Raw genomic sequence first — 21,217 nt, 5'->3', positions numbered from 1 at the left:
GTGGGGCGGGGGAGAGGGTTCTTTCCCCCGCCCCCTTCCCGGAGGCCGTGAGCCGGGAGCGGGTCAGAACAGGCGGAGCTTGTCGTCCTCGATGCCGCGCATCGCGTCGTAGTCCAGTACGACACAGCCGATCCCGCGGTCCGTCGCCAGTACGCGCGCCTGCGGCTTGATCTCCTGCGCCGCGAAAACGCCCCGCACCGGAGCCAGGTGCGGGTCCCGGTTGAGCAGTTCGAGGTAGCGGGTGAGCTGCTCGACGCCGTCGATGTCACCGCGCCGCTTCAGCTCCACCGCCACCGTCGCCCCGTCCGCGTCGCGGCACAGGATGTCCACCGGGCCGATGGCGGTGGGATATTCGCGCCGGATCAGGGAGTAGCCCTCGCCGAGGATCTCGATGCGGTCGGCGAGCAGCTCCTGAAGGTGCGCTTCGACGCCGTCCTTGATGAGACCGGGGTCCACGCCCAGCTCGTGGGACGAGTCGTGGAGGACTTCCTCCATCGTGATGATCAGTTTCTCGCCCGCCTTGTTGATCACCGTCCAGGTACCGGCATCGTCTCCGGTGCCCTCCTTGAGGGTGCACGGCGGCGACATCCAGTTGAGCGGTTTGTACGCCCTGTCGTCGGCGTGGATCGAAACGCTGCCGTCCGCCTTCACCAGGATCAGACGGGGAGCGGAGGGCAAGTGGGCGGTGAGCCGGCCCGCGTAGTCCACGGAGCAGCGGGCAATGACGAGACGCATGGGGCGCAACGCTACTCGACTACCCGTGCTCTACGCGATTCGCCCAGTAAGCCCCCGTTCGTTGTTGGCCGGTTGTGTTCCCAATCTCCTGGTGCGGTCCGGACCGCACCCTTAACTTGGATGCAGGAGGTCGTCGTACGTGCACCCTGCGTCGTCGTCCGCCTTCCCTGCCCGTAAGACCCCGGCCCGGGGTCGCGAGAGGAGAACCCATGTCGCTCGACGTCTCACCGGCACTGTTGGAACAGGCCGAGCGAGGCGATGTCGACGAAGCCGCCTTCGTCGACTGCGTCCGGACCTCCCTGCCTTACGCATGGGAGATGATCAGCTCTCTGGTGGCACAGCTGAAGGTCGACGGTGGAGAGTTCGCCGACAACCAGACGCCTCCGCCGGACGAGCAGGCTCGTGGTCAGCTGCTGCGCGCACTCGCGAGTGACGCGATTCGCGGTGCGCTCCAGCGGCACTTCGGCGTACGTCTTGCTTTCCAGAACTGCCACCGCGTAGCGGTGTTCCCGCTGGACCCCTCTTCGGACGAGCGGCTCGCCCGCTTCACCTCGATCAGGGGGCAGCTGCTCAACCAGTCACCGGAACTGCGGGACTGCTGAGACAACGCTGCCGCTCCGCATCGTGGGAGTTGCACGCCTGATGCGGAGCGGCGGTGTCCCGCCGGGCCGGCCCTGGTCCGGGCCGACGGGGTCAGGACAGCAGGGGGAGCACCTCGGACCCCAGCAGCCGTACGTTCTCCTCGGTGGCCGCAAGGTCCCCCGACCCTTCGACGAGCAGTGCGAAGCGCGTGATGCCGGTCCGTTCCGCAGTGGCCGCCAGCCGGTCGGCGGCCAGCTGCGGCGGGCCCACCGGGTGCAGCCGGCACAGCATCTCCGTGTAGGCGACGGGGTCCCGCATCGCGCGGTGCCGCCCGTCCACCGTCACATGGGCGTCGAGCCCCTGCTTGAGCCAGCCGGGCATCGCCTTCGTCAACGTCTCCGTGGCGTCGGCCGCGCTGCTCGCGATCTGAGCCACTCCGGCCGAGACGTGCCCCGCCCGCGCGACCGTCTCCGGCTCGTGTCCCGCGGCGAGCGCGTGCCTGCGCCACAGCGTGACCATCTCCGCCTTGTCCTCGTCGCCGCAGTGCATGCCGAGCAGCATCGGCAGCCCGCGTTCGGCCGCCAGCCGCACGCTCTTGGGCGAGGTGCAGGCGATCACCACCTCGGGGCCCCCGGAGGCTTCAGCTCCCTCGGGCCCTGCCGGCAGCAGCTCGTCCGGCCTGGGTACGACGGCGACTTCGCGGAAGTCGAACCGCTCTCCCCGCGACTCGACGCGCGGCTCGCGCAACCACCGCAGCAGCAGGTCCAGCGATTCGGGGAACCCGTGCTCGTACGCCGCCAGACCCTGTCCGAACACCTCCAGGTCCACCCACGGACCGCCCCGCCCGACGCCGAGTGTGAAGCGCCCGCCGGAGGTGAGGTGCAGCAGCGCGGCCTGCTCGCCCAGGGCGACCGGGTGTACGGTCGGCAGGACGCTGACCGCCGTGCCCACGCGGATCCGCCGGGTGCGGCCGAGCAGCAGTCCGGCGAGGGTCACCGCGGAAGGGCACACGCCGTACGGCACGAAGTGGTGCTCCGCGAGCCAGACCGAGTCCAGCCCGCACTCCTCGGCGACCTCGGCCGACCGCACCGCCCGGTGCAGTGCTTCCCCTGGGCCCTGGCCCGGGAACTGGGCTGCCAGTACAAACGTTCCGACACGCATCGCCTTCTGCCTCCTTGCGGCCGACGCGGCATCCCCCTTCACTGGCAACAACGCCTGACACGTGCCAAAGGCACGGCCACGTGAGAAGTTGTTGCGATTTTCCGGTAAGCCGGAGCCTGTGGGCGGCGGGCTCGTACGCGGTGCGGTACGGGTGCCCCGGCCGAATGGCCCTAGGCTTGGGAAAACCACTTCCATCCGATCCGTGAGGTTTCAGGTGTCCCCGCGTCGCAACCGCCCCAAGGGCGGCGAGAACCCGACCGAGCCCCAGAGCGGCACGGCAGGAGACCGGTTCGGGCTCCAGAGCACCGAGTTGTGGCAGGGCGAGGAGTGGTCGGTGCGCCACGTCGCCGGAGCGAGCGCGGCCGGCAAGCGCTACCGCTGCCCGGGCTGCGACCAGGAGATCCCGTCCGGGGTGCCGCACCTGGTGGCCTGGTCCGAGTACGGCGGCGTCGACGACCGCAGGCACTGGCACAAGGCGTGCTGGAACGCGAAGGACCGCCGCACCTCGAAGGTGCAGCGGTCCCGGAACGCCCCGCGCTACTGACCGGCGCGGCGGGCGCGGTCACACGTCGCGCTTCTCCAGGGCCAGGAAGGCGCCGCCGAGCGCCACGGCGGTCACGCCCGCCACGATCCACAGCGGGTCCCACCCCGACGGTCCCGACTGGGTGACCGAGGCGTCGTAGAAGACGGCGAGCTGGCTGGGGATCGAGTACTCGAAGAGCGCCTGCTGAAGGTCGGCCAGCGACTCGGAGAACATGAACATCGCCAGCACCAGCGGCAGCAGCACCACGCCGATCATGATGGTGATCGCGCCCGCCGAGTGACGGATGAGCGAGCCGACGGCGAGCGACAGCAGGCCGAGCGTCGCGATGTAGAGGCTGACGCCGACCGTCGCGCGCAGCCAGTCCTCGCCGGTGGCCGTGGCCCCGTCCAGCATCGCGACCTGGAGCGCCCCGACGGCGGCGGTGGTCACCAGTGTGATGGCGAAGGCCAGTGCGAAGAAGACGATCGCCTTGGCGGTCAGCACCCGGGCGCGGCTGGGGCACGCGGTGAGGGTCGTGCGGATCATGCCCGTGCCGTACTCGGACGCGACGGTCATCACGCCGAGCGTGATCACCGGGATGGCGCCGAGCAGTACGCCGAAGAAGCCGAGGCTCAGGACCGGGGACTCCTCGAGGTCGGCGCCGGACGAGGAGACGAGCAGCGTCGAGAGCAGTCCGATGCCGAGGACGAGCACGATCATCACGCCGAGCGTCCACACCGTGGAGCGCACCGACCGGATCTTCGTCCACTCGGAGGCGAGGGCGTCCCCGAGCGTCGCCCTGCGCACCGGGATCGGCGAGACGTACGACGCGACGCCCTGCGGCGGGTACTGCTGCGGGGCCTGCTGCTGGTACGGGGTCGTCATCGGGCGTCCTCGGGGCTGTCGCTGTCGCTCTTGGTCGGGTGGGCGGCGGGCGCGGGCGCGGGGGGCACCGGCGGGGCGGGAGGCGCCGCGTACGGGTTCTGGCCCGGTGCGGGCGCGTAACCGGGCGCGGGTGCCTGGCCGGGCGGTACGGGGGCGCCGGCGAAGGGCGGCTGCCCGCCGGCCTGGGGCGGCGGCGGGGCGTACCAGCCCTGCTGCGGCACGGGCGGCACGGGCGGGGCGTAACCGCCGGGCGGGTGCGGCTGGTCCGGCGGCTGGAAGCCGGCCAGCTGGTCGGCCGTCGAGCGGTAGTCCACCGCGCTCTGCGTCATCCGCATGTACGCCTCTTCCAGCGAGGCCTGGTGCGGCGAGAGTTCCCACAGCCGTACGTCGGCCTCGTGCGCGAGGTCGCTGATCCGCGGCAGCGGCAGCCCGGTGACGCGCATCGCACCGTCGTGTTCGGTCATGACGTGCCCGCCGGCCTCGGTCAGTACCGAGGACAGCTTCTCGCGCTGCTGCGGCTCGGCCTGCGGCGTACGCACCCGGGCGAAGTCCGCGGAGTTGGCGGAGATGAAGGCCTTGACGCTCATGTCGGCGAGCAGCTGCCCGCGCCCGATCACGATCAAGTGGTCGGCGGTGAGCGCCATTTCGCTCATGAGGTGGCTGGAGACGAAGACCGTGCGGCCCTCGGAGGCCAGCGTCTTCATGAGGTTGCGGACCCACAGGATGCCCTCGGGGTCGAGACCGTTGACCGGCTCGTCGAAGAGCAGCACCTGCGGGTCGCCGAGCAGCGCCGCCGCGATGCCCAGGCGCTGCCCCATGCCGAGCGAGAAGCCGTTGGAGCGCCGCCTGGCGACCTCCTGGAGGCCGACGACCCCGAGCACCTCGTCGACCCGCTGGGCGGGGATGCCGGAGAGTTGCGCCAGCGACAGCAGGTGGTTGCGGGCGGTGCGCCCGCCGTGCACGGCCTTGGCGTCGAGCAGGGCGCCGACCTGCCGGGGGGCGTTGGGCAGCTTGCGGAAGGGGTGGCCGCCGATGGTGACATGGCCCGAGGTGGGCTCGTCGAGCCCGAGGATCATGCGCATCGTCGTGGACTTGCCGGAGCCGTTGGGGCCGAGGAAGCCCGTCACCGTGCCCGGGCGAACCTGGAAGGAAAGGTTGTGCACGGCTGTCTTGGCGCCGTAGCGCTTCGTCAGGCCGACTGCCTCGATCATGTGTGTGCAGCCCCATCGACAGGTCGGGTCGTCGGGGCTGTGACCGCATGGCCGAACGCGCCCCCGTAAGGGTTAGGAGGATAACCAGCCGTTGACGGTTCCGGCTAAGCCGGGGACGCGGCCGTCGTCCCTACGCGTCCCGCTTCTTCAGCAGGGCGTACCCGCCCGCCACGGCCACGACGACCCACGCCACCATGATCAGCAGCCCGCCCCACGGGCCGTACGGCGCATCGTCGTCGAGCGGCGGCACCACCTGCATGATCTTGCTGCCCGCCTGGTCGGGGAGGTACTGGCCGACCTTCTCGGTCGCGGAGACATTGCCCAGGATCGGCGCGAGGAGGAAGAAGATCGGCATCAGGATGCCGAGCGCGAGCATCGGGCTGCGCAGCATGGTGGCCACGCCCATCGAGAACAGCGCGATCAGGGTCATGTAGAGCCCGCCGCCGATCACCGCGCGCAGGACGCCCGGGTCGCCGATGTCCGCTCTCAGGTCGCCCAGCATCGCCTGGCCCAGGAAGAAGGAGGTGAAACTCGTGACCATCGCGACGGCCAGTGCGAGCGCCGTGGCGACGGCGATCTTGCTGAAGAGGAAGGCGCCGCGCTGCGGGACCGCGGCGAGCGACATGCGGATCATTCCGGTGCTGTACTCGTTCGACACGACGAGCACGCCGAAAACGATCATCGCCAGCTGGCCGAGGCTCGTTCCGGCGAAACTCACGAAGGTGGGATCGAAGGCGAGCCTGTCCTGGGCGTCCATGTTCTTGAACTCGTTCTTCGAGAGAACGCTGATCAGCATGCCGAGGCCGATCGTGACCACCGCGGCGAGACCGAGCGTCCACACCGTGGACCGAACCGATTTGATCTTGGTCCATTCCGATGTGAGCACCTGTGCGACCGCCATGGCTCAGACCCCCTTCTTCTGCTGCTGCGCGCCGGCGCCCCAGCCGGCCCCGGGCGACTGCGGCCCCGCGCCGTCCGTATGCGCGTGGTACTCCACGGACTCCGCGGTCAGCTGCATGAACGCCTCCTCCAGCGAGGCCTGCTGGGGGCTCAGCTCATGGAGGACGAGCTGGTGGCGGGCGGCGAGTTCGCCGAGCTGCTCCGAGGTCGCGCCGTCCACCTCCAGCGCCCCGTCACCTTTGCTGACCGCCGTGATCCCGGCCTCGTGCATGACATCGCGCAGCCGCTCCTGCTGCGGGGAGCGCAGACGCACGTAACTGCGCGAGTTCTCCCGGATGAAGTCGGCCATGGACGTGTCGGCGAGCAGCCTGCCCTGGCCGATGACGACCAAGTGGTCGGCGGTGAGCGCCATTTCGCTCATCAGGTGGGAGGAGACGAAGACCGTACGGCCCTGGCCCGCCAGCGACTTCATCAGGTTGCGGATCCAGTGGATGCCCTCGGGGTCGAGCCCGTTCACCGGCTCGTCGAACATCAGGATCTCGGGGTCGCCCAGCAACGCGCCCGCGATGCCGAGCCGCTGGCCCATGCCGAGCGAGAAGCCCTTCGCGCGCTTCTTGGCGACGGCCGTCAGGCCCACCGTTTCGAGGACCTCGGAGACCCGGCGGCGGGGGATGCCGTTGCTCTGGGCCAGGCACAGCAGGTGGTTGTACGCGCTGCGGCCGCCGTGCATCGCCTTGGCGTCGAGGAGCGCGCCGATGTACTTCAGGGGATCCTTGAGTTCGGCGTACCGCTTCCCGTCGATGCGGACGTCGCCCGCCGTCGGGTTGTCCAGCCCCAGCAGCATCCGCATGGTCGTCGACTTGCCCGCCCCGTTCGGGCCCAGGAAGCCGGTCACGATGCCCGGCCGTACAGTGAAGGTCAGATGGTCGACGGCCACCTTCCCGCCGTAACGCTTCGTCAGCCCCGTCAGCTCAATCATGCCCGCCACGCTAAGGGCGCACCGAGCCCCCCGCCACCGGAATGACGGGGGGCTTTCGGGGCTTTTACGGCCTGCTTGCTTCCGCTTCGGGCTAGCGGGTCTGCTGGGCCGGGACGCCGCGGGTGATCGGCTCGTCGTCGGCCGGGGCGCCGGCGGCGGCGACGGCCGCACCGGTCAGCGTCGCCAGCATCTCGCGGACGTTGGTCAGCTGCGCGTTGATCGAGTCACGGCGGTTGGTGAGCGCCGCCAGCTCGCGCTCCGATTCGCTGCGGATCCGGTCGGCCTTGGCGTTGGCGTCGGCGACGATGTCCTCGGCCTGGCGCTGCGCGGTCTCCACCGTCTGACGGGCACGGCGCTCCGCGTCCGTACGCAGCTTCTCGGCCTCCAGGCGCAGCTGCTCGGCGCGGTGCTCGATCTCGGCCAGACGCTTCTCGGCCTTGGCCTGGCGCGAAGCCAGGTCGCGCTCGGACTGCTCGCGGCGCTTGGCCAGGTTCGTCTCGAAGTCCGCGGCGGCCTGGGCGGCCTTGGCGCGGGTCTCCTCGAAGAGGGCGTCCGCCTCCTCGCGCTTCTGCTGTGCGTCCTTCTGCGCCTCGCTGCGCAGCGTCGAGGCGTCCCCCTTGGCCTTCTCGACGATACGGACACCCTCGTCCTCGGCCTTCGCCTTGCGCTCGGCGGCGAACGACTCGGCGTCGTTGCGCACCTGCTGCGCGGCGGACTCGGCGAGCTCGCGGTGCTGCTCGGCGGCGCGACGGGCCTCCTCACGCAGGTCCTTCGCCTCCTCCTCGGCGAGACGGAGGATCTTCTCGACACGCGCACCGAGACCGGCGTACGACGGCTCGGCATCGCTGACCTGGGCCTGGGCGTTCTGTGTCTCGAGGTGGAGTTCCTCGATGCGCTTTTCCAGAGCAGTGATTCGGGCCAGAGCACTGTCACGGTCGGCGACGAGTTTGGTAATGCGGTCGTCCACCTGACCGCGGTCGTAACCACGCCGCACGAGCTCGAAGCCGAAGGGGGAGGAAGTGTCGCTCATGGGGTTCCTGGGTTCCTGTCGAATGAGACCGGTGGGGTGCTAGGGGGAATCCTAGGGGCCCGGGCGGCGTGTCACCGAGCCAATGGAGGTTTGGTCCGGAGAATGACACCTCTTTCGAGTGGCTAACTGTCCGAAGACTTGCCACCCGAACGAGTGTTGCCCGACCCTGCGCCCGCTCTGACTCCACCTGCGGCGGAGCCGCTGTTCGATGCCGTCTTGCCACCCCCCGCGGGTGTCTCAAAAGACTCCAATGCCTCAAGTACGTCCTGGACGCGGGAAATCTCGGTCTGGATGTCCTTGCGGCGGCGTACGAGCACATCGAGCTCACGCCGGCCCTCCTCGACCGTGCGCTTCGCCTCCGCCTCGGCCTCCGCGTGCATCCGCTCGGCCTCCCGTACCAGCTCGGCCTTCTTCTGCTCGGCCTCCTTGAGCAGCGCCTCGGCCTTCTTCACCGCGGCGATACGGACCTTGCCCGCCTCCGAACTCGCCTCGGAGATCATCGCCTTCGCCTTCGCCTCGGCCTCGGCCTGCTGCTCCGTCGCGGCCTTCACCAGCTTGTCGACCCGCTCGCCCGCCGTCCGCATCTGCTCGGACGTCTCCCGGCGGGCCCGCTCGTGCAGCTCCTCGATCTCGCTCTCCGTACGGGAGCGCAGCTCCTCCGCCCGCTCCCGTATGGCGGTCGCGTCCCTGCGGGCCCCGACCAGCAGCTCGTCGGCGTCCGTACGGGCCTTCTCCACCAGGGAGTTGCCCTCGATCGTCGACTCAGCCACCAGCCGCTCGGCCTCCTTGCGGGCCGCGCCGACCATCGTGTCGGCCTGCTCCTCGGCCCGCGTCGCGGCGAGCAGCGCCTCCTCCTGGGCCTTCGCGATCAGCTGGTCGGCCTGCTCGGCCGCGTCCGCGCGGCGCTTGGACGCCGCCTGGCGCGCCTCGTCGAGCAGCCGGTCGGCCTCGGCGCGCGCGTCGCCGCGCATCCGCTCCGCCGCCTTCTCGGCGTCCGCCTTGACCTTCTCGGCGTCGGACCTGATGCGCTCCGCCGCCCGCTGGGCGGAGGCCACCATCTCGGCGGCCTCGGCGCGCAGCCGCTCGGCCTCGCCGTTCGCGTCGGAGAGGATCCGCTCGGCCTCGCCGCTCGCCTCGGAGACGAGCTTGTCGGCCTGGGACGCGGCGTCGCCGCGTCGCTTGTCGGCGGCCTTGCGCGCCTCGTCGAGGACGCGCTCGGCCTCCTGGCGCGCGTCGCCGCGCACCCGCTCGGCCTCGGCGCGCAGCCGCTCCGCTTCGCCGTTCGCGTCGGAGAGGATCCGCTCGGCCTCGCCGCTCGCCTCGGAGACGAGCTTGTCGGCCTGGGACGCGGCGTCGCCGCGTCGCTTGTCGGCGGCCTTGCGCGCCTCGTCGAGGACGCGCTCGCCCTCCTCGCGCGCCTCGGCCCGCAGCCGCTCGGCCCCGGCCTCGCCGTCCGCCCTGATCTGCTCGGCCTCGGCCCTGATGCGGGCCGCGTCCTGCCCGGCGGCCGTCAGCGACTGCACGGCCTCGGCCGCCATGCGCTCGGCCTCGCCCGTCGCCTCGCCGATCAGCCGGTCCGCCTGCGCCGCCGCCTCGTTGCGGATGCGGTTGGCGTCCTCGCGGGCCTCGGCGCGCGAACGGGCCGCGTCCTGCTCGGCCGAAGCCAGCGCGTCGGAAGCCTCCGTACGGAGCCTCTGCGCGTACTCCGACGAATCGGAACGCAGCCGCTCCGCCTCCGCGATCGCGTCCCCGACCGTGCGCTCCGCGAGCGCCTTCGCGGCGTCCGTCTCCTCCTGCGCCTGCCGGCGCATCCCGGCCGCGTCCTCGGTGGCCCGCTCCCGCTCCTCGTACGCCTCGGCGCGGAGCCGGTCCGCCTCCTCCTGCGCCTCGGTCTTCGTACGCTCCGCCACGTGCTCGGCGGCGCTGCGCAGCCCGGCGATCTCCTGCTCGGCCTGCTCGTGCAGCCCGGCCACCGCGTCCCGTACCTGCTGCGCGGTCTGCTCGGCGGCGGCGACCAGCTCGGTCGCCCGGTAGTCCGCCTCCTGGACCAGGCGCTGCGCCTCGGTCTGCGCGTCCTCGACCCGCTTGCGGGCGGACGCCAGCAGCTCCTCGCTCTGCTCGCGGGCCTGCGTACGCTCCTGCTCGGCCTCCTCGCGGGCGGCGGCGAGCGTCTCCTCGGCCTCCCGGCGGCGCCTCGCGGCCTCCTCCTGGGCGGCGGCCAGGGCCTCGGCGGCCTCGGCCCCGACCCGCTCGGCCGCGGCGGCGGCCTCCGACCGGATCCGGTCCGCGCTCTCCTGCGCCTCCGTCTTGAGCCGCTCGGCCTCGTTCGACGCCTCACTGCGCAGCCGTACGGCGACGGCCTCGCCCTCGGCGCGCGACTGCGAGGCGTCGGCGGCCGCCTCGGTGCGCAGCCGCTCCGCCTCCGTCTCGGCCTGCGCCTGGAGCGTACGCACCCGCTCCGCCGCTTCGACCCGCAGCCGCTCGATCTCCTCGCCGGCCTCCCGGCGCAGCCGCTCGGCCTCGGTCCTGGCCTCGCCCAGTGCCTGCTCGGCGGCGGCGACGCGCTGCTCGGCCTCGGCGTGCAGCCGGGTCAGCTCCTCGGCGGCCTCGGACCGGCGGCCGGCGATGACGCGCTCGGCCTCCTCGCGCAGCGCGCGGGCGGCCTCCTCGGCGTCGGCGGTGGTGCCCGCCGCCTGCTCCTCGGCCTCCGTGCGCAGCTGCTCGGCCTCGGCGCGGGTGCGTTCCAGGGTCTCCTCGGCCTGCTTGCGCAGCGCCGCGGCGCGCTCGATGGCCTCGCCGCGGACGCGCTCGCTCTCGGCGGAGGCGGACGTACGCAGCTCGTCCGCGTCGCCCCGCGCCTTGGTCAGCAGCTCCTCGGCGGTCCTGGCCGCCTCCTCGATCTGCTGGACGGCCTCACGGCGGGCCTCGCCGCGGATCCGCTCGCCCTCGGCGACCGCCTCGGCCCGCAGCTGCTCGGCCTCGCCGCGCAGCCTGCGCGCCTCCTCCTGCAGCTCGACCGTCTTGGCCCGGTACTCCTTGGTGTCGTCCTTGGCCGCGCCCTTGAGCTGGTCGGCCTGGGCCGCCGCCTCGCTGCGCAGCCGCTCGATCTCGGCCTCGGCCTCGCGGCGGATCCGCTCGGCCTCCTCGGACGCCTTGCGGGTGGTCTCCCTGGCGTCGTCGGACGCCTTGGTCAGGACCTCTTCGGCGGTACGGGCGGCCTTGGCGAGCTGGGCCGCCGAATCCTCGGCGGCGGCCGTACGGGCCTTCTCGGCGGCCTCGGCCACCAGCCGCTCCGCCTCGGCGCGGGCATCGGCGCGGGCCTGCTCGGCCTCCGCCTTGAGCGCCTCGGCGTCCTTCGTGGCCTCCGCGACCAGCCGGGCGATCTCGGTCTTGGCCGTACGGGTGCGCTGCTCGTTGACGGACTCGGCCGTCGTCAGCTGCTTGGCCGCCGCGTCCTTCGCCTCGGTCAGGACCTTCTCGGCCTCGGCGCGCGCCTCGCGCAGCGCCGTCTCGGCCTCCTGCATCCGCTGCTCGGCGGTGCGGCTCAGTTCGGCGGCCTGACGGCGCGCCTGGTCGGACTCGGCGCTCGTCGACGTCCGCAGCTGTTCGGCGTGGGCCGTCGCCTCCTGCGCCTGGCTGGAGGCGGCGTTCAGCAGGCGCTCGGCGTCCTTGCGGGCGCGCAGCAGAAGCGCTTCCGCCTCGGCGCGGGCGTTCTCGGCCTCGGCGCCGAGGCGCCGGCGGGCCTCCTGGGCGACCCGCTCGGCCTCGGCGCGGGCGGCGGCCAGCGCCTGCTCGGCCTCGGCGCGGGACTCCTCCAGGAGCCGGCGGGCCTGCGCCTCGGTACGGGCGCGCAGCTGCTCGGCCCACGCCACGTTCTCGTTGACGTGCGCCTCGACGGTCTGCCGGCGCTCGGCGAGCTCCTGGTCGAGCCGCTGACGACGGGTGACCGCCTCCGTGTGCAACTCGGCCTGGAGCCGTGCCTGGTGCTCGGCGTGCTCCTGGAGGATCCGCTGCGTCTGCGCCCGGGCGTCGCGCAGTTCGCGCTCGGCGTCGGTGCGCAGCTGATCGGCCTGGACCTGGGCGTTACGGAGCAACTGCTCGGCCTGGTAACCGATGTCCGCCGCGTCGTAGGCAGGACGGGACGCGAGGTTGCGGCGCGCCTCGTGGAGCTTGGCGCGCAACACCTCGACCTGGTAACCGAGGTCCTCGGCGTGCTGAACCGCCTTCTCCCGCTCGGTCTTCAGCCGGTCCATCTCGGCTTCGAACCGCGAGAGATGGTCGGTTTCACCCCGCTGTTGGCTCTCCTGGCGTTCGTAGCCCCGCACTGCGCGGTCCCATCCGTCCCCTGGTCGCAACTCTTCCGACTCTCCGAACAAGCGCCACCCCGGCACGGGCGGCCCCCCGGGGGGAATGGTGTCAGATCAACTGCGAGGCATGAGTCACAGGCCCCGGTCCGGCCCCGGACCGGAACCGCCCACTCTACCGGCCGTGGAATCCGGGGGTCAGTGCTCCTCGGGGGTGGAAGGGGCCGAAGTGACCAGTTCGGTCAGTACGCCGTGGCAGTCCTTGGGGTGCAGGAACGTGATGCGGGACCCCATCGAACCGATGCGGGGCTCGTCGTAGAGGACCCGTACGCCCTTCTCGCGGATGTCCGCCGCGTCGGCGTCCACGTCCGGGGTGCCGAAGGCGATGTGGTGGACCCCCTCACCGTTCTTGGCCAGCCACTTTCCCACCGCGGAGTCCTCCCTGGTGGGCTCCAGGAGCTGGAGGTACGTGGCGCCGCCGTCGGACGTTTCGTTGATCTTGAGCATGGCCTCGCGCACGCCCTGCTCCTCGTTGACCTCCGAGTGGTACACCTGGAAGCCGTAGGTCGAGCGGTAGAACTCGATGGTCCTGTCGAGGTCGAAACAGGCGATTCCGATGTGGTCGATTCGCGTCAGCATGGGTTCAGTGCAGCGCGGTTGGAGTGGTTACGCAACGTGCGCGCGATCACACTCGCTGCCCGGTGACCGGGCCCGTACCGCTCAGTACATTGAGGTAAACCCTCGTTCACTCCTCATCCCAAGGGGCCGTGCCTCATGCCTGGAACGAACCGCACTACGTCTGTCATCGTCGCCGGTGCCCGTACGCCCATGGGTCGGCTGCTCGGCTCGCTGAAATCCTTCTCCGGCGCGGACCTCGGCGGGTTCGCCATCAAGGCGGCCCTGGAGCGGGCCGGTATCGGCGGGGACCAGGTCCAGTACGTGATCATGGGGCAGGTGCTGCAGGCCGGGGCGGGGCAGATCCCCGCCCGTCAGGCGGCGGTGAAGGCCGGGATTCCCATGGCCGTGCCCGCTCTGACCATCAACAAGGTCTGCCTGTCGGGGCTCGACGCGATCGCCCTGGCCGACCAGCTGATCCGCGCCGGTGAGTTCGACGTCGTCGTCGCCGGTGGCCAGGAGTCCATGACGAACGCTCCTCACGTGCTTCCGAAGTCCCGCGAGGGCTTCAAGTACGGCGCGATCGAGATGCTCGACTCGATGGCGCACGACGGGCTGACCGACTCCTTCGAGGGCATCGCGATGGGAGAGTCGACGGAGAAGCACAACACCCGGCTCGGAATCGCGCGCGGACCGCAGGACGAATTCGCGGCGCTTTCGCACCAGCGGGCCGCCGCCGCGCAGAAGAACGGCCTCTTCGAGGCGGAGATCACGCCCGTCGAGATTCCGCAGCGCAAGGGCGAGCCGGTTCTCTTCTCGAAGGACGAGGGAATCCGGCCCGAGACGACCGTCGAGTCGCTGGGCAAGCTGCGTCCCGCTTTCGCCAAGGACGGCACGATCACCGCCGGGACCGCTTCGCAGATTTCGGACGGCGCGGCGGCCGTGGTCGTCATGAGCAAGGCCAGGGCGGAGGAGCTCGGGCTGGAGTGGATCGCCGAGATCGGGGCCCACGGGAACGTCGCCGGGCCCGACAACTCGCTCCAGTCGCAGCCTTCCAACGCCATCGCGCACGCGCTCGGCAAGGAGGGGATCGGGGTTGAGGATCTTGACCTCGTGGAGATCAACGAGGCCTTCGCCGCGGTTGCGGTCCAGTCAATGAAGGACCTCGGAATTTCCCCGGAAAAGGTGAACGTCAACGGTGGTGCGATCGCCCTGGGACATCCCATCGGAATGTCCGGCGCGCGGGTCGTGCTGCACTTGGCGCTCGAACTGAAGCGGCGGGGCGGGGGCGTCGGTGCCGCCGCGCTGTGCGGTGGTGGCGGTCAGGGTGATGCGCTGATCATCAAGGTCGCGGGCAAGTAATCCTTTCGCAGGCAGGCCTTTGCGGGCAGGCCGGTTCGCCGATTCAAGGAGCGGAATTGTGATGCAGGACGTCCCCGGGCTGGTGGCTCAGGCGCGAGAGGGCCGGCCCCGGGCCGTCGCCCGGCTGATCTCGCTGGTCGAGGGGGCGTCCCCGCAACTGCGTGAGGTGATGGCGGCGCTGGCTCCGCTCGCCGGCGGTGCGTATGTGGTGGGGCTCACGGGGTCGCCGGGAGTCGGTAAGTCGACTTCCACGTCGGCGCTCGTATCGGCGTACCGGCGGGCCGGCAAGCGGGTCGGGGTGCTGGCGGTGGACCCGTCGTCGCCGTTCAGCGGCGGCGCGCTGCTGGGCGACCGGGTGCGGATGTCGGAGCACGCGTCGGATCCGGGGGTCTACATCCGGTCGATGGCCACCCGGGGGCACCTGGGCGGGCTGGCCTGGGCCGCGCCGCAGGCCATTCGGGTGCTGGACGCGGCGGGCTGTGACGTGGTGCTGGTCGAGACGGTGGGAGTCGGGCAGTCGGAGGTGGAGATCGCCTCGCAGGCGGACACGTCCGTGGTGCTGCTGGCACCGGGGATGGGGGACGGGATCCAGGCCGCGAAGGCGGGGATCCTGGAGATCGGTGACGTGTACGTCGTGAACAAGGCCGACCGGGACGGGGCCGACGCGACTGCGCGGGAGCTCAACCACATGCTGGGGCTCGGGGAGTCCCGGGGGCCCGGGGACTGGCGGCCGCCGATCGTGAAGACGGTGGCGGCGCGGGGCGAGGGTGTCGACGAGGTCGTCGAGGCGCTGGAGAAGCACCGGGCGTGGATGGAGGAGCACGGGGTGCTGGCGGAGCGGCGGGCGAAGCGGGCGGCCCACGAGGTCGAGACGATCGCGGTCACCGCGCTGCGGGAGCGGATCGGTGACCTGCGGGGCGACCGGCGGCTGGGGGTGCTGGCGGAGCGGATCGTGGCGGGGGAGCTGGATCCTTACGCGGCGGCGGACGAGCTGGTGGCGGGGATTACCGAGGCGTAGGCGGTTTGGGGCGGCGCCGCGGGGCCTTGTGCGAAACCGGCGTCCTGCGCACACATCACGTTCTACGTCCCGGACACCGCCCCCTGCGCGGCCCGCCCCCTCGCGCCGGCGGGCAGTCCCCGGGCCGTCGGCCGGGGGTCCGGGGGTTGCCCCCGGGCAGGCGCAGCACGTCCCGGACACCGCCCCCTGCGCGGCCCGCCCCCTCGCGCCGGCGGGTGGTGGCCTGCGGGCACCGCGCACCCCGGGGCTGCCCCCGGATCAGCGCAGCGCGTCCTGGGCGCCGCCCCCGCGCCGGTGGGTGGTCTGCGGGCGGTCGGTGTCAGTCGGAGTCGTTGTCGTCGTCCGCGTCGTCCGCGTCGTCCGCGTCGTCCTGGTCCGGGGTCGCCTTGGCCGTGGTGGCGTCGACGTTCAGCTCGTGCTGCTTGCCGTCCTTGGACTGGACCTCGGCTTCCCAGGCGCTGTCGTCCAGGTCGATGGACGTCAGCGTGCCCGGCTGGGCCTTGAGGGCTGCCGCCACGGCCTCGCGCATGGTGACCTTCGCGTCCTTCGGGGCGCGGTCGCGGTCGTCGTCGTCCTCGGTGTGGACGTGGATCACCTTCGCGCTCTTGGTGTCCACCTCCACGTCGTGCCACTTGGTGTCCTTGCCGAAGACGTCGATCTCCCAGACCGGGGCGTCGTCGTCCAGCTCGGCGCCGGTGACCGTGCCCGGCGTGGACTTCACGGCCGCCGCCGTCGCCTCGTCGAGGGTGATCGTGCTCGTGGCCGGCGCCGGCTTCGCGTCGTCGTCCGACGTGGCGAATGCGGTCGCGGTGCCGCCGAGGAGCAGGGCGGTGGCGGCGGTGGCGATGACGAGCTTGCGCTTCATGAGGGTTCCTCCAGAGCGGTCGGTTGCTACGGGGACCAACCTGGCTGAGTGATGCTGAAGGGCAGCTGAAGCCGGCTGAAGGCGCCTTCAGGTTCGGTTTGCGAACCTTGGCGCATGCGCTTGTTGATCGTGGAGGACGAGAGGCGGCTCGCGGTGGCCCTGGCCAAGGGGCTCACCGCCGAGGGCTTCGCCGTGGATGTGGTGCACGACGGGCTCGAAGGGCTGCACCGGGCCGGGGAGGGCTCGTACGACCTCGTCATCCTGGACATCATGCTGCCCGGCATGAACGGGTACCGGGTGTGTGCGGCGCTGCGGGCCGCGGGGAACGACGTGCCGATCCTGATGCTGACCGCCAAGGACGGGGAGTACGACGAGGCGGAGGGGCTCGACACGGGCGCCGACGACTATCTGACGAAGCCGTTCTCGTACGTGGTCCTCGTCGCCCGGGTCAAGGCGCTGCTGCGGCGGCGGGCGAGTGCCGGGGCTTCGCCGGTGGTCGTGGTGGGGGATCTGCGGATGGATACCGCCGGCCGGCACGTGTATGCCGGGGAGGAAGAAGTCGTGCTCACCACGAAGGAGTTCGCCGTGCTGGAGCAGTTCGCCGTGCGGGCCGGTGAGGTCGTCAGCAAGGCGCAGATCCTGGAACACGTGTGGGACTTCGCGTACGAAGGCGACCCGAACATCGTCGAGGTGTACGTGAGCGCCCTGCGCCGGAAGCTGGGCGCCGGGCGGATCCAGACGGTGCGCGGCGCCGGATACCGGCTGGTGGCGGGATGAGGCGGCTCTTCGGGTCCGTACGGGCCAGGGCGGCGCTCGGGGCGACCGTGGTCGTCGCGGTGGCACTGGTGGCCGCCGGGCTGGCCGTGCTGCTGGTGCTGCGGGCCAATCTGATCGACCAGGCCGACCTCCAGGCCGAGGTCGACGCCCAGAACGTGGCCTCGCAGGTGGCCGTGGGGCGTCCGTACGGGGAGGTGGAGTGGCCCGACGACCGTCCGGTGCAGGTGGTGGGGGAGGACGGGAAGGTGGTGGCCGTGAGCGAGGACCTGGAGGCGATCGAGGGGGCCGGGAGCCCCGAGGTCAGGGTCGGGGGCGGTGCGGGGGGTGGTGACGGCGATGACGAGGACCCCGGGCGGGGAGAGGTCTCGGGCGACGACCCCCGGCTGTCGTCGGGGAGCGCGACCGTGGACGGCGACCGGGCCGACTACCGGTTCGCGGCCGTCGAGGCGACGACGCCCCGGGGGCAGACCGTCACGGTGTACGCCGGTGCGCCGCTGGCCACCGAGCAGGACGCCGTCGGCACGGTGCGGGAGGCCATGCTGATCGGTCTGCCGGTGCTGCTCGTGGTGGTGGGCGGGGTGACCTGGCTCGTGACGCGGCGGTCCCTGCGGCCCGTGGAGGGAATCAGGCGGGAGATGGCCGCGATCACTGCCTCCGAGGACCTGTCGCGGCGGGTGCCGGAGCCCGACACGCACGACGAGGTGGCGAGGCTGGCCGTGACGACCAACGAGACGCTCGCGGCGCTGGAGGCTTCGGTGGAGCGGCAGCGGCGGTTCGTCGCCGATGCCTCGCACGAGCTGCGGAGTCCGATCGCTTCGCTGCGGACGCAGCTGGAAGTGGGCGCGGCCCACCCGGAGCTGCTCGATGTGGAGGGCGCGGTGGGGGACACCGTGCGGCTTCAGGGGCTGGCCGCCGACCTGCTGCTGCTCGCCCGGCTGGACGCGGGGGAGCGGCCGGGGCCGGGGCGCGTGGACATGGGGGCGCTGGTGAGGGAAGAGGTCTCGCAGCGGGCCGACCGGGTGCCGGTGGCGGTCGTGGGCGAGGGGGCGTTCGAAGTCGCCGGGTCGCGCGGGCAGTTGGCGCGGGTGCTCGGCAATCTGCTCGACAACGCGCAGCGCCACGCGAGGAGTTCTGTCGAGGTCTCCGTGCGGGGGGAGCGCGGCGCGGTGGTGGTCGGGGTCGCCGACGACGGTGCGGGGGTTCCGGCGGCGGAGCGCGAGCGGATCTTCGAGCGGTTCGTACGGCTGGACGACGCGCGCACCCGCGACGACGGTGGCGCGGGGCTCGGTCTGGCGATCGCGCGCGATGTCGCGATGCGGCACGGTGGCTCGTTGTCCGTGGGTGAAGGAAAGCGTGGCGGCGCTCTCTTCGTGTTGCGTCTGCCGGCTGCTCCGGGGGATTTCTGACGGCGGCGGCCCGGGCGGTGTGGTGCCTGTGCCGGCGGACGGAGTCCGGCGCAGCGGCGCGAAGCCCGGGAGACTCCTGGGCCGAATGGTGCGTGGGGGGCTGGGCGCGCGGCGGTGCTCTCTTCGCGCCGCGTCTGCCGGCCGCCTAGACCTTTCCTCGCCGGCCCCGCAACTGCTCGACCACCGGGGTCAGGGCGGCCTTCATCTGGGCGAGCGCCTCCGGGGAGAGCATGTCGATGAAGTGCCGGCGCACGGACTCCACGTGGTGCGGAGCGACCTGCTTCATGGTCGCGCTGCCCTGGTCGGTCAGTACGGCGTACAGGCCGCGGCGGTCGGACTCGCAGTTCTCCCTGCGGACCAGTCCCGCGCTCTCCATGCGGGTGATCTGGTGGGAGAGCCGGCTCTTGGACTGGAGGGTCGCTGCCGCGAGGTCGCTCATCCGCAGCCGGCGTTCGTCGGACTCGGAGAGGTTGACCAGGATCTCGTAGTCGTTGATGGTCAGCCCGTACGGCTGAAGATCCTTTTCGAGCTGGTAGGTCAGCAGCCGGTTGGCGTCCAGGTAGGTACGCCAGGCGCACTGTTCGGCATCGGTCAGCCAGGGGGTGGCCGTCTCGGTCTCCATGTATGGATTCTACCTAAGAAGTTGAATTCTTGACGAAGTCACGGAATGTGACGCCCGTACGTGACAAGGGCGCAGACGTTCGACGTCACACTCCGCAGACTACCGCTCACAGGCCGAAGCGACGCTGGAGGTCCCCCAGCTGACCGGGAAGGCGCGGTGCGCCGCCGGACTGGCCCTGTCCCGCACCGTGGCCGCCGGGCACTCCCGGCTCCGTCGGTACGGTGCCCGTGGCCTGCTCGGCCATGAGGAGTTCGGTGGACTGGAGCAGGACCGTGCCGGCCCCCACGAACTCGAACTGGTGCTCCTCGCCCGACGTGCCGCCGATGCCGGTCAGTGACCTGATTCCGCCCATCACGCCGGTCATGTAGCCGTGGTCGTAGTGGTGGCAGGGGGACGGGCAGTCCGCCCAGCCGACCAGGGCCTGCGGGTCCACGCGGATCGGCGGCTCCATGAAGACGACCGGGCCGTTGGAGGCCGCCACGAACTTGCCGGTGCCGATGAGGGTGAGGAAGCCCGGGACGATCGACTGCTTCAGGGCGAGCGTCGGCTCGTACGCCAGAAGGCTGCCGGAGCGGATGGTGAGGTTGCCGTCGTCGAGGTCGAAGGAGTTGACGTCGAACGCGCGGTCCGCGAGCAGCATCTTGCCCTGGCCCTCCGCCACCACCCAGTCGCTCGCGTGCAGCGGCGAGTGGAAGCTGGTGCGCACGAGGCGGTCGAAGCGGCCGTGGCCGATGCCGTTGAAGTCGATGCGCCCGTAGTAGGCGATCATCTTGCCCTTCTGGAGGAACCACTGGCTCCCCTTGAGCTCCACGCAGAAGGTGTAGGGGGTGACGTTGTCGTCGGAGGGGAGGGTGTGCGGGTCGAAGATCACGGGGCCGGTCACAGCTTCTCCTCCGAGGCCTGTACGTACACCGCGCCGCTGCCGGACAGCTCCAGCTGGAACGCCTCGCCCGAGCCGCGGCCCACCATGTCGCGCCAGCCCAGTGCGGTGGAGAGCTGGTTGCGCACGTCGCCGTGGTGCGCGACGTACGCCTGCGGGTCGACGTGCACGGGCCGCTGGGGCGTGACGGGGATCTCGATCACTCCGCCGTGCGCCATGACCGCCACCGCGCCGTGGCCCTTGAGGGTCGTCGTGAACAGGCCCTGACCGGTCACCTGGCCGCGCACCATGCCCATGACGCCGCCCTGCGAGCCCATGAACATCGTGCCCTGGGTGAGGGTGCCGTCGAAGGCCAGGAGGCGGTCCGCCTCGACGTAGAGGGTGTCGCCGGTCAGGTTGATCACCTGGATGTGGTGACCGCCGTGGCCGAACAGCACCGTGCCCGATCCCTCGACCGTCATGAGGGGCGTGGCTTCGTCGGCGACGCGCCGGCCGATCATGGACATCACGCCGCCCTGGCCGCCCTGCATGTTCGGCGTGAAGGAGACGTCGCCCCGGTACGCGAGCATCGCGCCGCGCTGGCTGAACATCTTCTGGCCGGGCGTGACCCGTGCCTCGACCATCCTGGAGTTGATCTCGCGGAACGGCATCAGACGTCGCCCCCGACGGTGTTGCGCTCGCTGGGCTGCACGTAGACGAGCCCCTCGCCCTCGAACCGGATCTGGAACGCCTCGCCCGAGCCCTCGCCGATGAACGTACGGAAGTTCACGCCGGACTGGAAGTGCTGCCGGAGGTCGCCCTGGTGCGCGATGTACGCCCCGGGGTCGACCTGGAGCGGGTACTGGGAGGAGACGCGCAGGACGACCGCCGGGCCGTCCGACATGATCGCCGCCTGCCCGGTGCCCTCCACCGTCGTGGTGAACAGGCCGCCCCCGGTCGCGCCGCCGCGCAGCCCGGTGAAGGAGGTGCCGGTGCGCAGGCCCGCGTCCGTGCAGAGGAGGTTGCTGGATTCGACGTACAGCTTCTCGCCGCGCAGCGAGACGAGGTTGATCTCGCTCGCGCGGTCGGCGAACCAGCACGTGCCGTGGCCCTTCACCTCCATCACGGTCATCTGCTCACCGGTGAGGCGCCGGGTCACCATGCCGCGCATGCCCTCACCGCCGCCGGACATCTTCTTGAAGGCCATCCGGCCGTCGTACGCGACCATCGAGCCGTTCTTCGCTTTGACGGCATCGCCGGTCATGTCGACGGCGAGCACCTTGCTGCCTTGGAGTCGGAACTGAGCCACGGGACGACGGTACCCGCGAGCCCGACCCTGACAAAGAGGTGGCAAAGCGGGCTGCCACAATGGGAACGAGCTTG

General features: G+C 71.4%; 20 protein-coding genes. 6 read left to right on the top strand and 14 right to left on the bottom strand.

The window, feature by feature from the left end:
- Positions 1-63: 63 nt before the first annotated feature.
- On the bottom strand, positions 64-735 hold the full coding sequence (gene nucS, locus ACWD0Y_RS24120) for an endonuclease NucS (protein WP_093799008.1): 672 nt from the start codon (positions 733-735) through the stop codon (positions 64-66).
- Between the two features lie 209 nt (positions 736-944).
- Between nucS and ACWD0Y_RS24115 the strand changes: the two genes are divergently transcribed.
- A complete protein-coding gene (locus ACWD0Y_RS24115) occupies positions 945-1,337 on the top strand; it encodes an SCO5389 family protein (protein WP_450262396.1) in 393 nt (130 codons plus the stop codon).
- 91 nt (positions 1,338-1,428) lie between these two features.
- Here the strand turns inward: ACWD0Y_RS24115 and ACWD0Y_RS24110 are convergent, their stop codons facing one another.
- Entirely contained in the window at positions 1,429-2,478 is a 1,050-nt protein-coding gene (locus tag ACWD0Y_RS24110; RefSeq protein ID WP_450262395.1) for an LLM class flavin-dependent oxidoreductase, read from the bottom strand.
- 214 nt (positions 2,479-2,692) lie between these two features.
- Between ACWD0Y_RS24110 and ACWD0Y_RS24105 the strand changes: the two genes are divergently transcribed.
- Entirely contained in the window at positions 2,693-3,022 is a 330-nt protein-coding gene (locus ACWD0Y_RS24105) for an ATP/GTP-binding protein (protein ID WP_450262402.1), read from the top strand.
- Positions 3,023-3,040: 18 nt separating this feature from the next.
- Here the strand turns inward: ACWD0Y_RS24105 and ACWD0Y_RS24100 are convergent, their stop codons facing one another.
- The 7 genes from ACWD0Y_RS24100 to mce all read right to left on the bottom strand — a co-directional run bounded on the left by ACWD0Y_RS24100 (position 3,041) and on the right by mce (position 12,949).
- A complete protein-coding gene (locus ACWD0Y_RS24100) occupies positions 3,041-3,886 on the bottom strand; it encodes an ABC transporter permease subunit (RefSeq protein ID WP_450262394.1) in 846 nt (281 codons plus the stop codon).
- Positions 3,883-5,097 (bottom strand): ABC transporter ATP-binding protein, encoded by a 1,215-nt coding sequence (locus ACWD0Y_RS24095; RefSeq protein WP_450262393.1) that lies wholly within the window; start codon positions 5,095-5,097, stop codon positions 3,883-3,885. The genes ACWD0Y_RS24100 and ACWD0Y_RS24095 overlap by 4 nt, the downstream gene beginning before the upstream one ends.
- Before the next feature lie 130 nt (positions 5,098-5,227).
- Positions 5,228-5,998: an ABC transporter permease gene (locus ACWD0Y_RS24090; RefSeq protein WP_450262392.1), complete on the bottom strand. Its 771-nt coding sequence runs from the start codon at positions 5,996-5,998 to the stop codon at positions 5,228-5,230.
- Positions 5,999-6,001: 3 nt separating this feature from the next.
- Positions 6,002-6,976 (bottom strand): ABC transporter ATP-binding protein, encoded by a 975-nt coding sequence (locus tag ACWD0Y_RS24085; RefSeq protein ID WP_450262391.1) that lies wholly within the window; start codon positions 6,974-6,976, stop codon positions 6,002-6,004.
- A 91-nt stretch (positions 6,977-7,067) separates the two neighbouring features.
- Entirely contained in the window at positions 7,068-8,006 is a 939-nt protein-coding gene (locus ACWD0Y_RS24080) for a coiled-coil domain-containing protein (protein WP_138896371.1), read from the bottom strand.
- Between the two features lie 122 nt (positions 8,007-8,128).
- Entirely contained in the window at positions 8,129-12,331 is a 4,203-nt protein-coding gene (gene scy, locus ACWD0Y_RS24075) for a polarized growth protein Scy (RefSeq protein WP_450262390.1), read from the bottom strand.
- A gap of 177 nt (positions 12,332-12,508) precedes the next feature.
- Entirely contained in the window at positions 12,509-12,949 is a 441-nt protein-coding gene (gene mce, locus ACWD0Y_RS24070; RefSeq protein ID WP_093798998.1) for a methylmalonyl-CoA epimerase, read from the bottom strand.
- A gap of 135 nt (positions 12,950-13,084) precedes the next feature.
- Between mce and ACWD0Y_RS24065 the strand changes: the two genes are divergently transcribed.
- Together ACWD0Y_RS24065 and meaB are read left to right on the top strand one after the other, a co-directional pair.
- Positions 13,085-14,287: an acetyl-CoA C-acetyltransferase gene (locus tag ACWD0Y_RS24065; protein WP_450262389.1), complete on the top strand. Its 1,203-nt coding sequence runs from the start codon at positions 13,085-13,087 to the stop codon at positions 14,285-14,287.
- Between the two features lie 61 nt (positions 14,288-14,348).
- Positions 14,349-15,305 (top strand): methylmalonyl Co-A mutase-associated GTPase MeaB, encoded by a 957-nt coding sequence (gene meaB / locus ACWD0Y_RS24060; protein WP_450262388.1) that lies wholly within the window; start codon positions 14,349-14,351, stop codon positions 15,303-15,305.
- A 319-nt stretch (positions 15,306-15,624) separates the two neighbouring features.
- On the opposite strand, the gene ACWD0Y_RS24055 is transcribed toward meaB, so the two are convergent.
- Positions 15,625-16,170 carry a PepSY domain-containing protein gene (locus ACWD0Y_RS24055; protein ID WP_450262387.1) on the bottom strand — a complete coding sequence of 182 codons (546 nt, stop codon included), beginning with the start codon at positions 16,168-16,170 and terminating at the stop codon, positions 15,625-15,627.
- 114 nt (positions 16,171-16,284) lie between these two features.
- Between ACWD0Y_RS24055 and ACWD0Y_RS24050 the strand changes: the two genes are divergently transcribed.
- Both ACWD0Y_RS24050 and ACWD0Y_RS24045 read left to right on the top strand, forming a co-directional pair.
- Positions 16,285-16,947: a response regulator transcription factor gene (locus ACWD0Y_RS24050; protein ID WP_093798994.1), complete on the top strand. Its 663-nt coding sequence runs from the start codon at positions 16,285-16,287 to the stop codon at positions 16,945-16,947.
- Positions 16,944-18,353 carry an ATP-binding protein gene (locus ACWD0Y_RS24045; protein WP_450262386.1) on the top strand — a complete coding sequence of 470 codons (1,410 nt, stop codon included), beginning with the start codon at positions 16,944-16,946 and terminating at the stop codon, positions 18,351-18,353. Before ACWD0Y_RS24050 ends, ACWD0Y_RS24045 begins: the two co-directional genes overlap by 4 nt.
- A gap of 145 nt (positions 18,354-18,498) precedes the next feature.
- On the opposite strand, the gene ACWD0Y_RS24040 is transcribed toward ACWD0Y_RS24045, so the two are convergent.
- The 4 genes from ACWD0Y_RS24040 to ACWD0Y_RS24025 all read right to left on the bottom strand — a co-directional run bounded on the left by ACWD0Y_RS24040 (position 18,499) and on the right by ACWD0Y_RS24025 (position 21,143).
- Positions 18,499-18,975, bottom strand: coding sequence for a MarR family winged helix-turn-helix transcriptional regulator (locus tag ACWD0Y_RS24040; RefSeq protein WP_450262385.1), 477 nt, complete (start codon positions 18,973-18,975; stop codon positions 18,499-18,501).
- Positions 18,976-19,081: 106 nt separating this feature from the next.
- The gene (locus ACWD0Y_RS24035) at positions 19,082-19,858 is read right to left on the bottom strand and encodes an AIM24 family protein (protein ID WP_450262384.1); all 777 of its coding nucleotides are present in this window, start codon (positions 19,856-19,858) and stop codon (positions 19,082-19,084) included.
- Positions 19,855-20,505, bottom strand: a complete 651-nt coding sequence (locus ACWD0Y_RS24030) for an AIM24 family protein (RefSeq protein ID WP_450262383.1) — start codon at positions 20,503-20,505, stop codon at positions 19,855-19,857. Before ACWD0Y_RS24030 ends, ACWD0Y_RS24035 begins: the two co-directional genes overlap by 4 nt.
- Positions 20,505-21,143 carry an AIM24 family protein gene (locus tag ACWD0Y_RS24025; protein WP_450262382.1) on the bottom strand — a complete coding sequence of 213 codons (639 nt, stop codon included), beginning with the start codon at positions 21,141-21,143 and terminating at the stop codon, positions 20,505-20,507. Before ACWD0Y_RS24025 ends, ACWD0Y_RS24030 begins: the two co-directional genes overlap by 1 nt.
- Positions 21,144-21,217: the final 74 nt, after the last annotated feature.

The sequence above is a fragment of the Streptomyces altiplanensis genome, from assembly GCF_053591575.1.
The sequence above is the reverse complement of the archived record's forward strand: the minus strand, read 5'-3'. Positions and strand labels throughout refer to the sequence as shown.

Excerpts from the sequence above, each read along its gene's own strand:
- nucS (WP_093799008.1), bottom strand. The coding sequence starts at position 735 with ATGCGTCTCGTCATTGCCCGCTGCTCCGTGGACTACGCGGGCCGGCTC.
- ACWD0Y_RS24115 (WP_450262396.1), top strand. The coding sequence starts at position 945 with ATGTCGCTCGACGTCTCACCGGCACTGTTGGAACAGGCCGAGCGAGGC.
- ACWD0Y_RS24110 (WP_450262395.1), bottom strand. The coding sequence starts at position 2,478 with ATGCGTGTCGGAACGTTTGTACTGGCAGCCCAGTTCCCGGGCCAGGGC.
- ACWD0Y_RS24100 (WP_450262394.1), bottom strand. The coding sequence starts at position 3,886 with ATGACGACCCCGTACCAGCAGCAGGCCCCGCAGCAGTACCCGCCGCAG.
- ACWD0Y_RS24095 (WP_450262393.1), bottom strand. The coding sequence starts at position 5,097 with ATGATCGAGGCAGTCGGCCTGACGAAGCGCTACGGCGCCAAGACAGCC.
- ACWD0Y_RS24090 (WP_450262392.1), bottom strand. The coding sequence starts at position 5,998 with ATGGCGGTCGCACAGGTGCTCACATCGGAATGGACCAAGATCAAATCG.
- ACWD0Y_RS24085 (WP_450262391.1), bottom strand. The coding sequence starts at position 6,976 with ATGATTGAGCTGACGGGGCTGACGAAGCGTTACGGCGGGAAGGTGGCC.
- ACWD0Y_RS24080 (WP_138896371.1), bottom strand. The coding sequence starts at position 8,006 with ATGAGCGACACTTCCTCCCCCTTCGGCTTCGAGCTCGTGCGGCGTGGT.
- mce (WP_093798998.1), bottom strand. The coding sequence starts at position 12,949 with ATGCTGACGCGAATCGACCACATCGGAATCGCCTGTTTCGACCTCGAC.
- ACWD0Y_RS24065 (WP_450262389.1), top strand. The coding sequence starts at position 13,085 with ATGCCTGGAACGAACCGCACTACGTCTGTCATCGTCGCCGGTGCCCGT.
- meaB (WP_450262388.1), top strand. The coding sequence starts at position 14,349 with ATGCAGGACGTCCCCGGGCTGGTGGCTCAGGCGCGAGAGGGCCGGCCC.
- ACWD0Y_RS24055 (WP_450262387.1), bottom strand. The coding sequence starts at position 16,170 with ATGAAGCGCAAGCTCGTCATCGCCACCGCCGCCACCGCCCTGCTCCTC.
- ACWD0Y_RS24050 (WP_093798994.1), top strand. The coding sequence starts at position 16,285 with ATGCGCTTGTTGATCGTGGAGGACGAGAGGCGGCTCGCGGTGGCCCTG.
- ACWD0Y_RS24045 (WP_450262386.1), top strand. The coding sequence starts at position 16,944 with ATGAGGCGGCTCTTCGGGTCCGTACGGGCCAGGGCGGCGCTCGGGGCG.
- ACWD0Y_RS24040 (WP_450262385.1), bottom strand. The coding sequence starts at position 18,975 with ATGGAGACCGAGACGGCCACCCCCTGGCTGACCGATGCCGAACAGTGC.
- ACWD0Y_RS24030 (WP_450262383.1), bottom strand. The coding sequence starts at position 20,505 with ATGCCGTTCCGCGAGATCAACTCCAGGATGGTCGAGGCACGGGTCACG.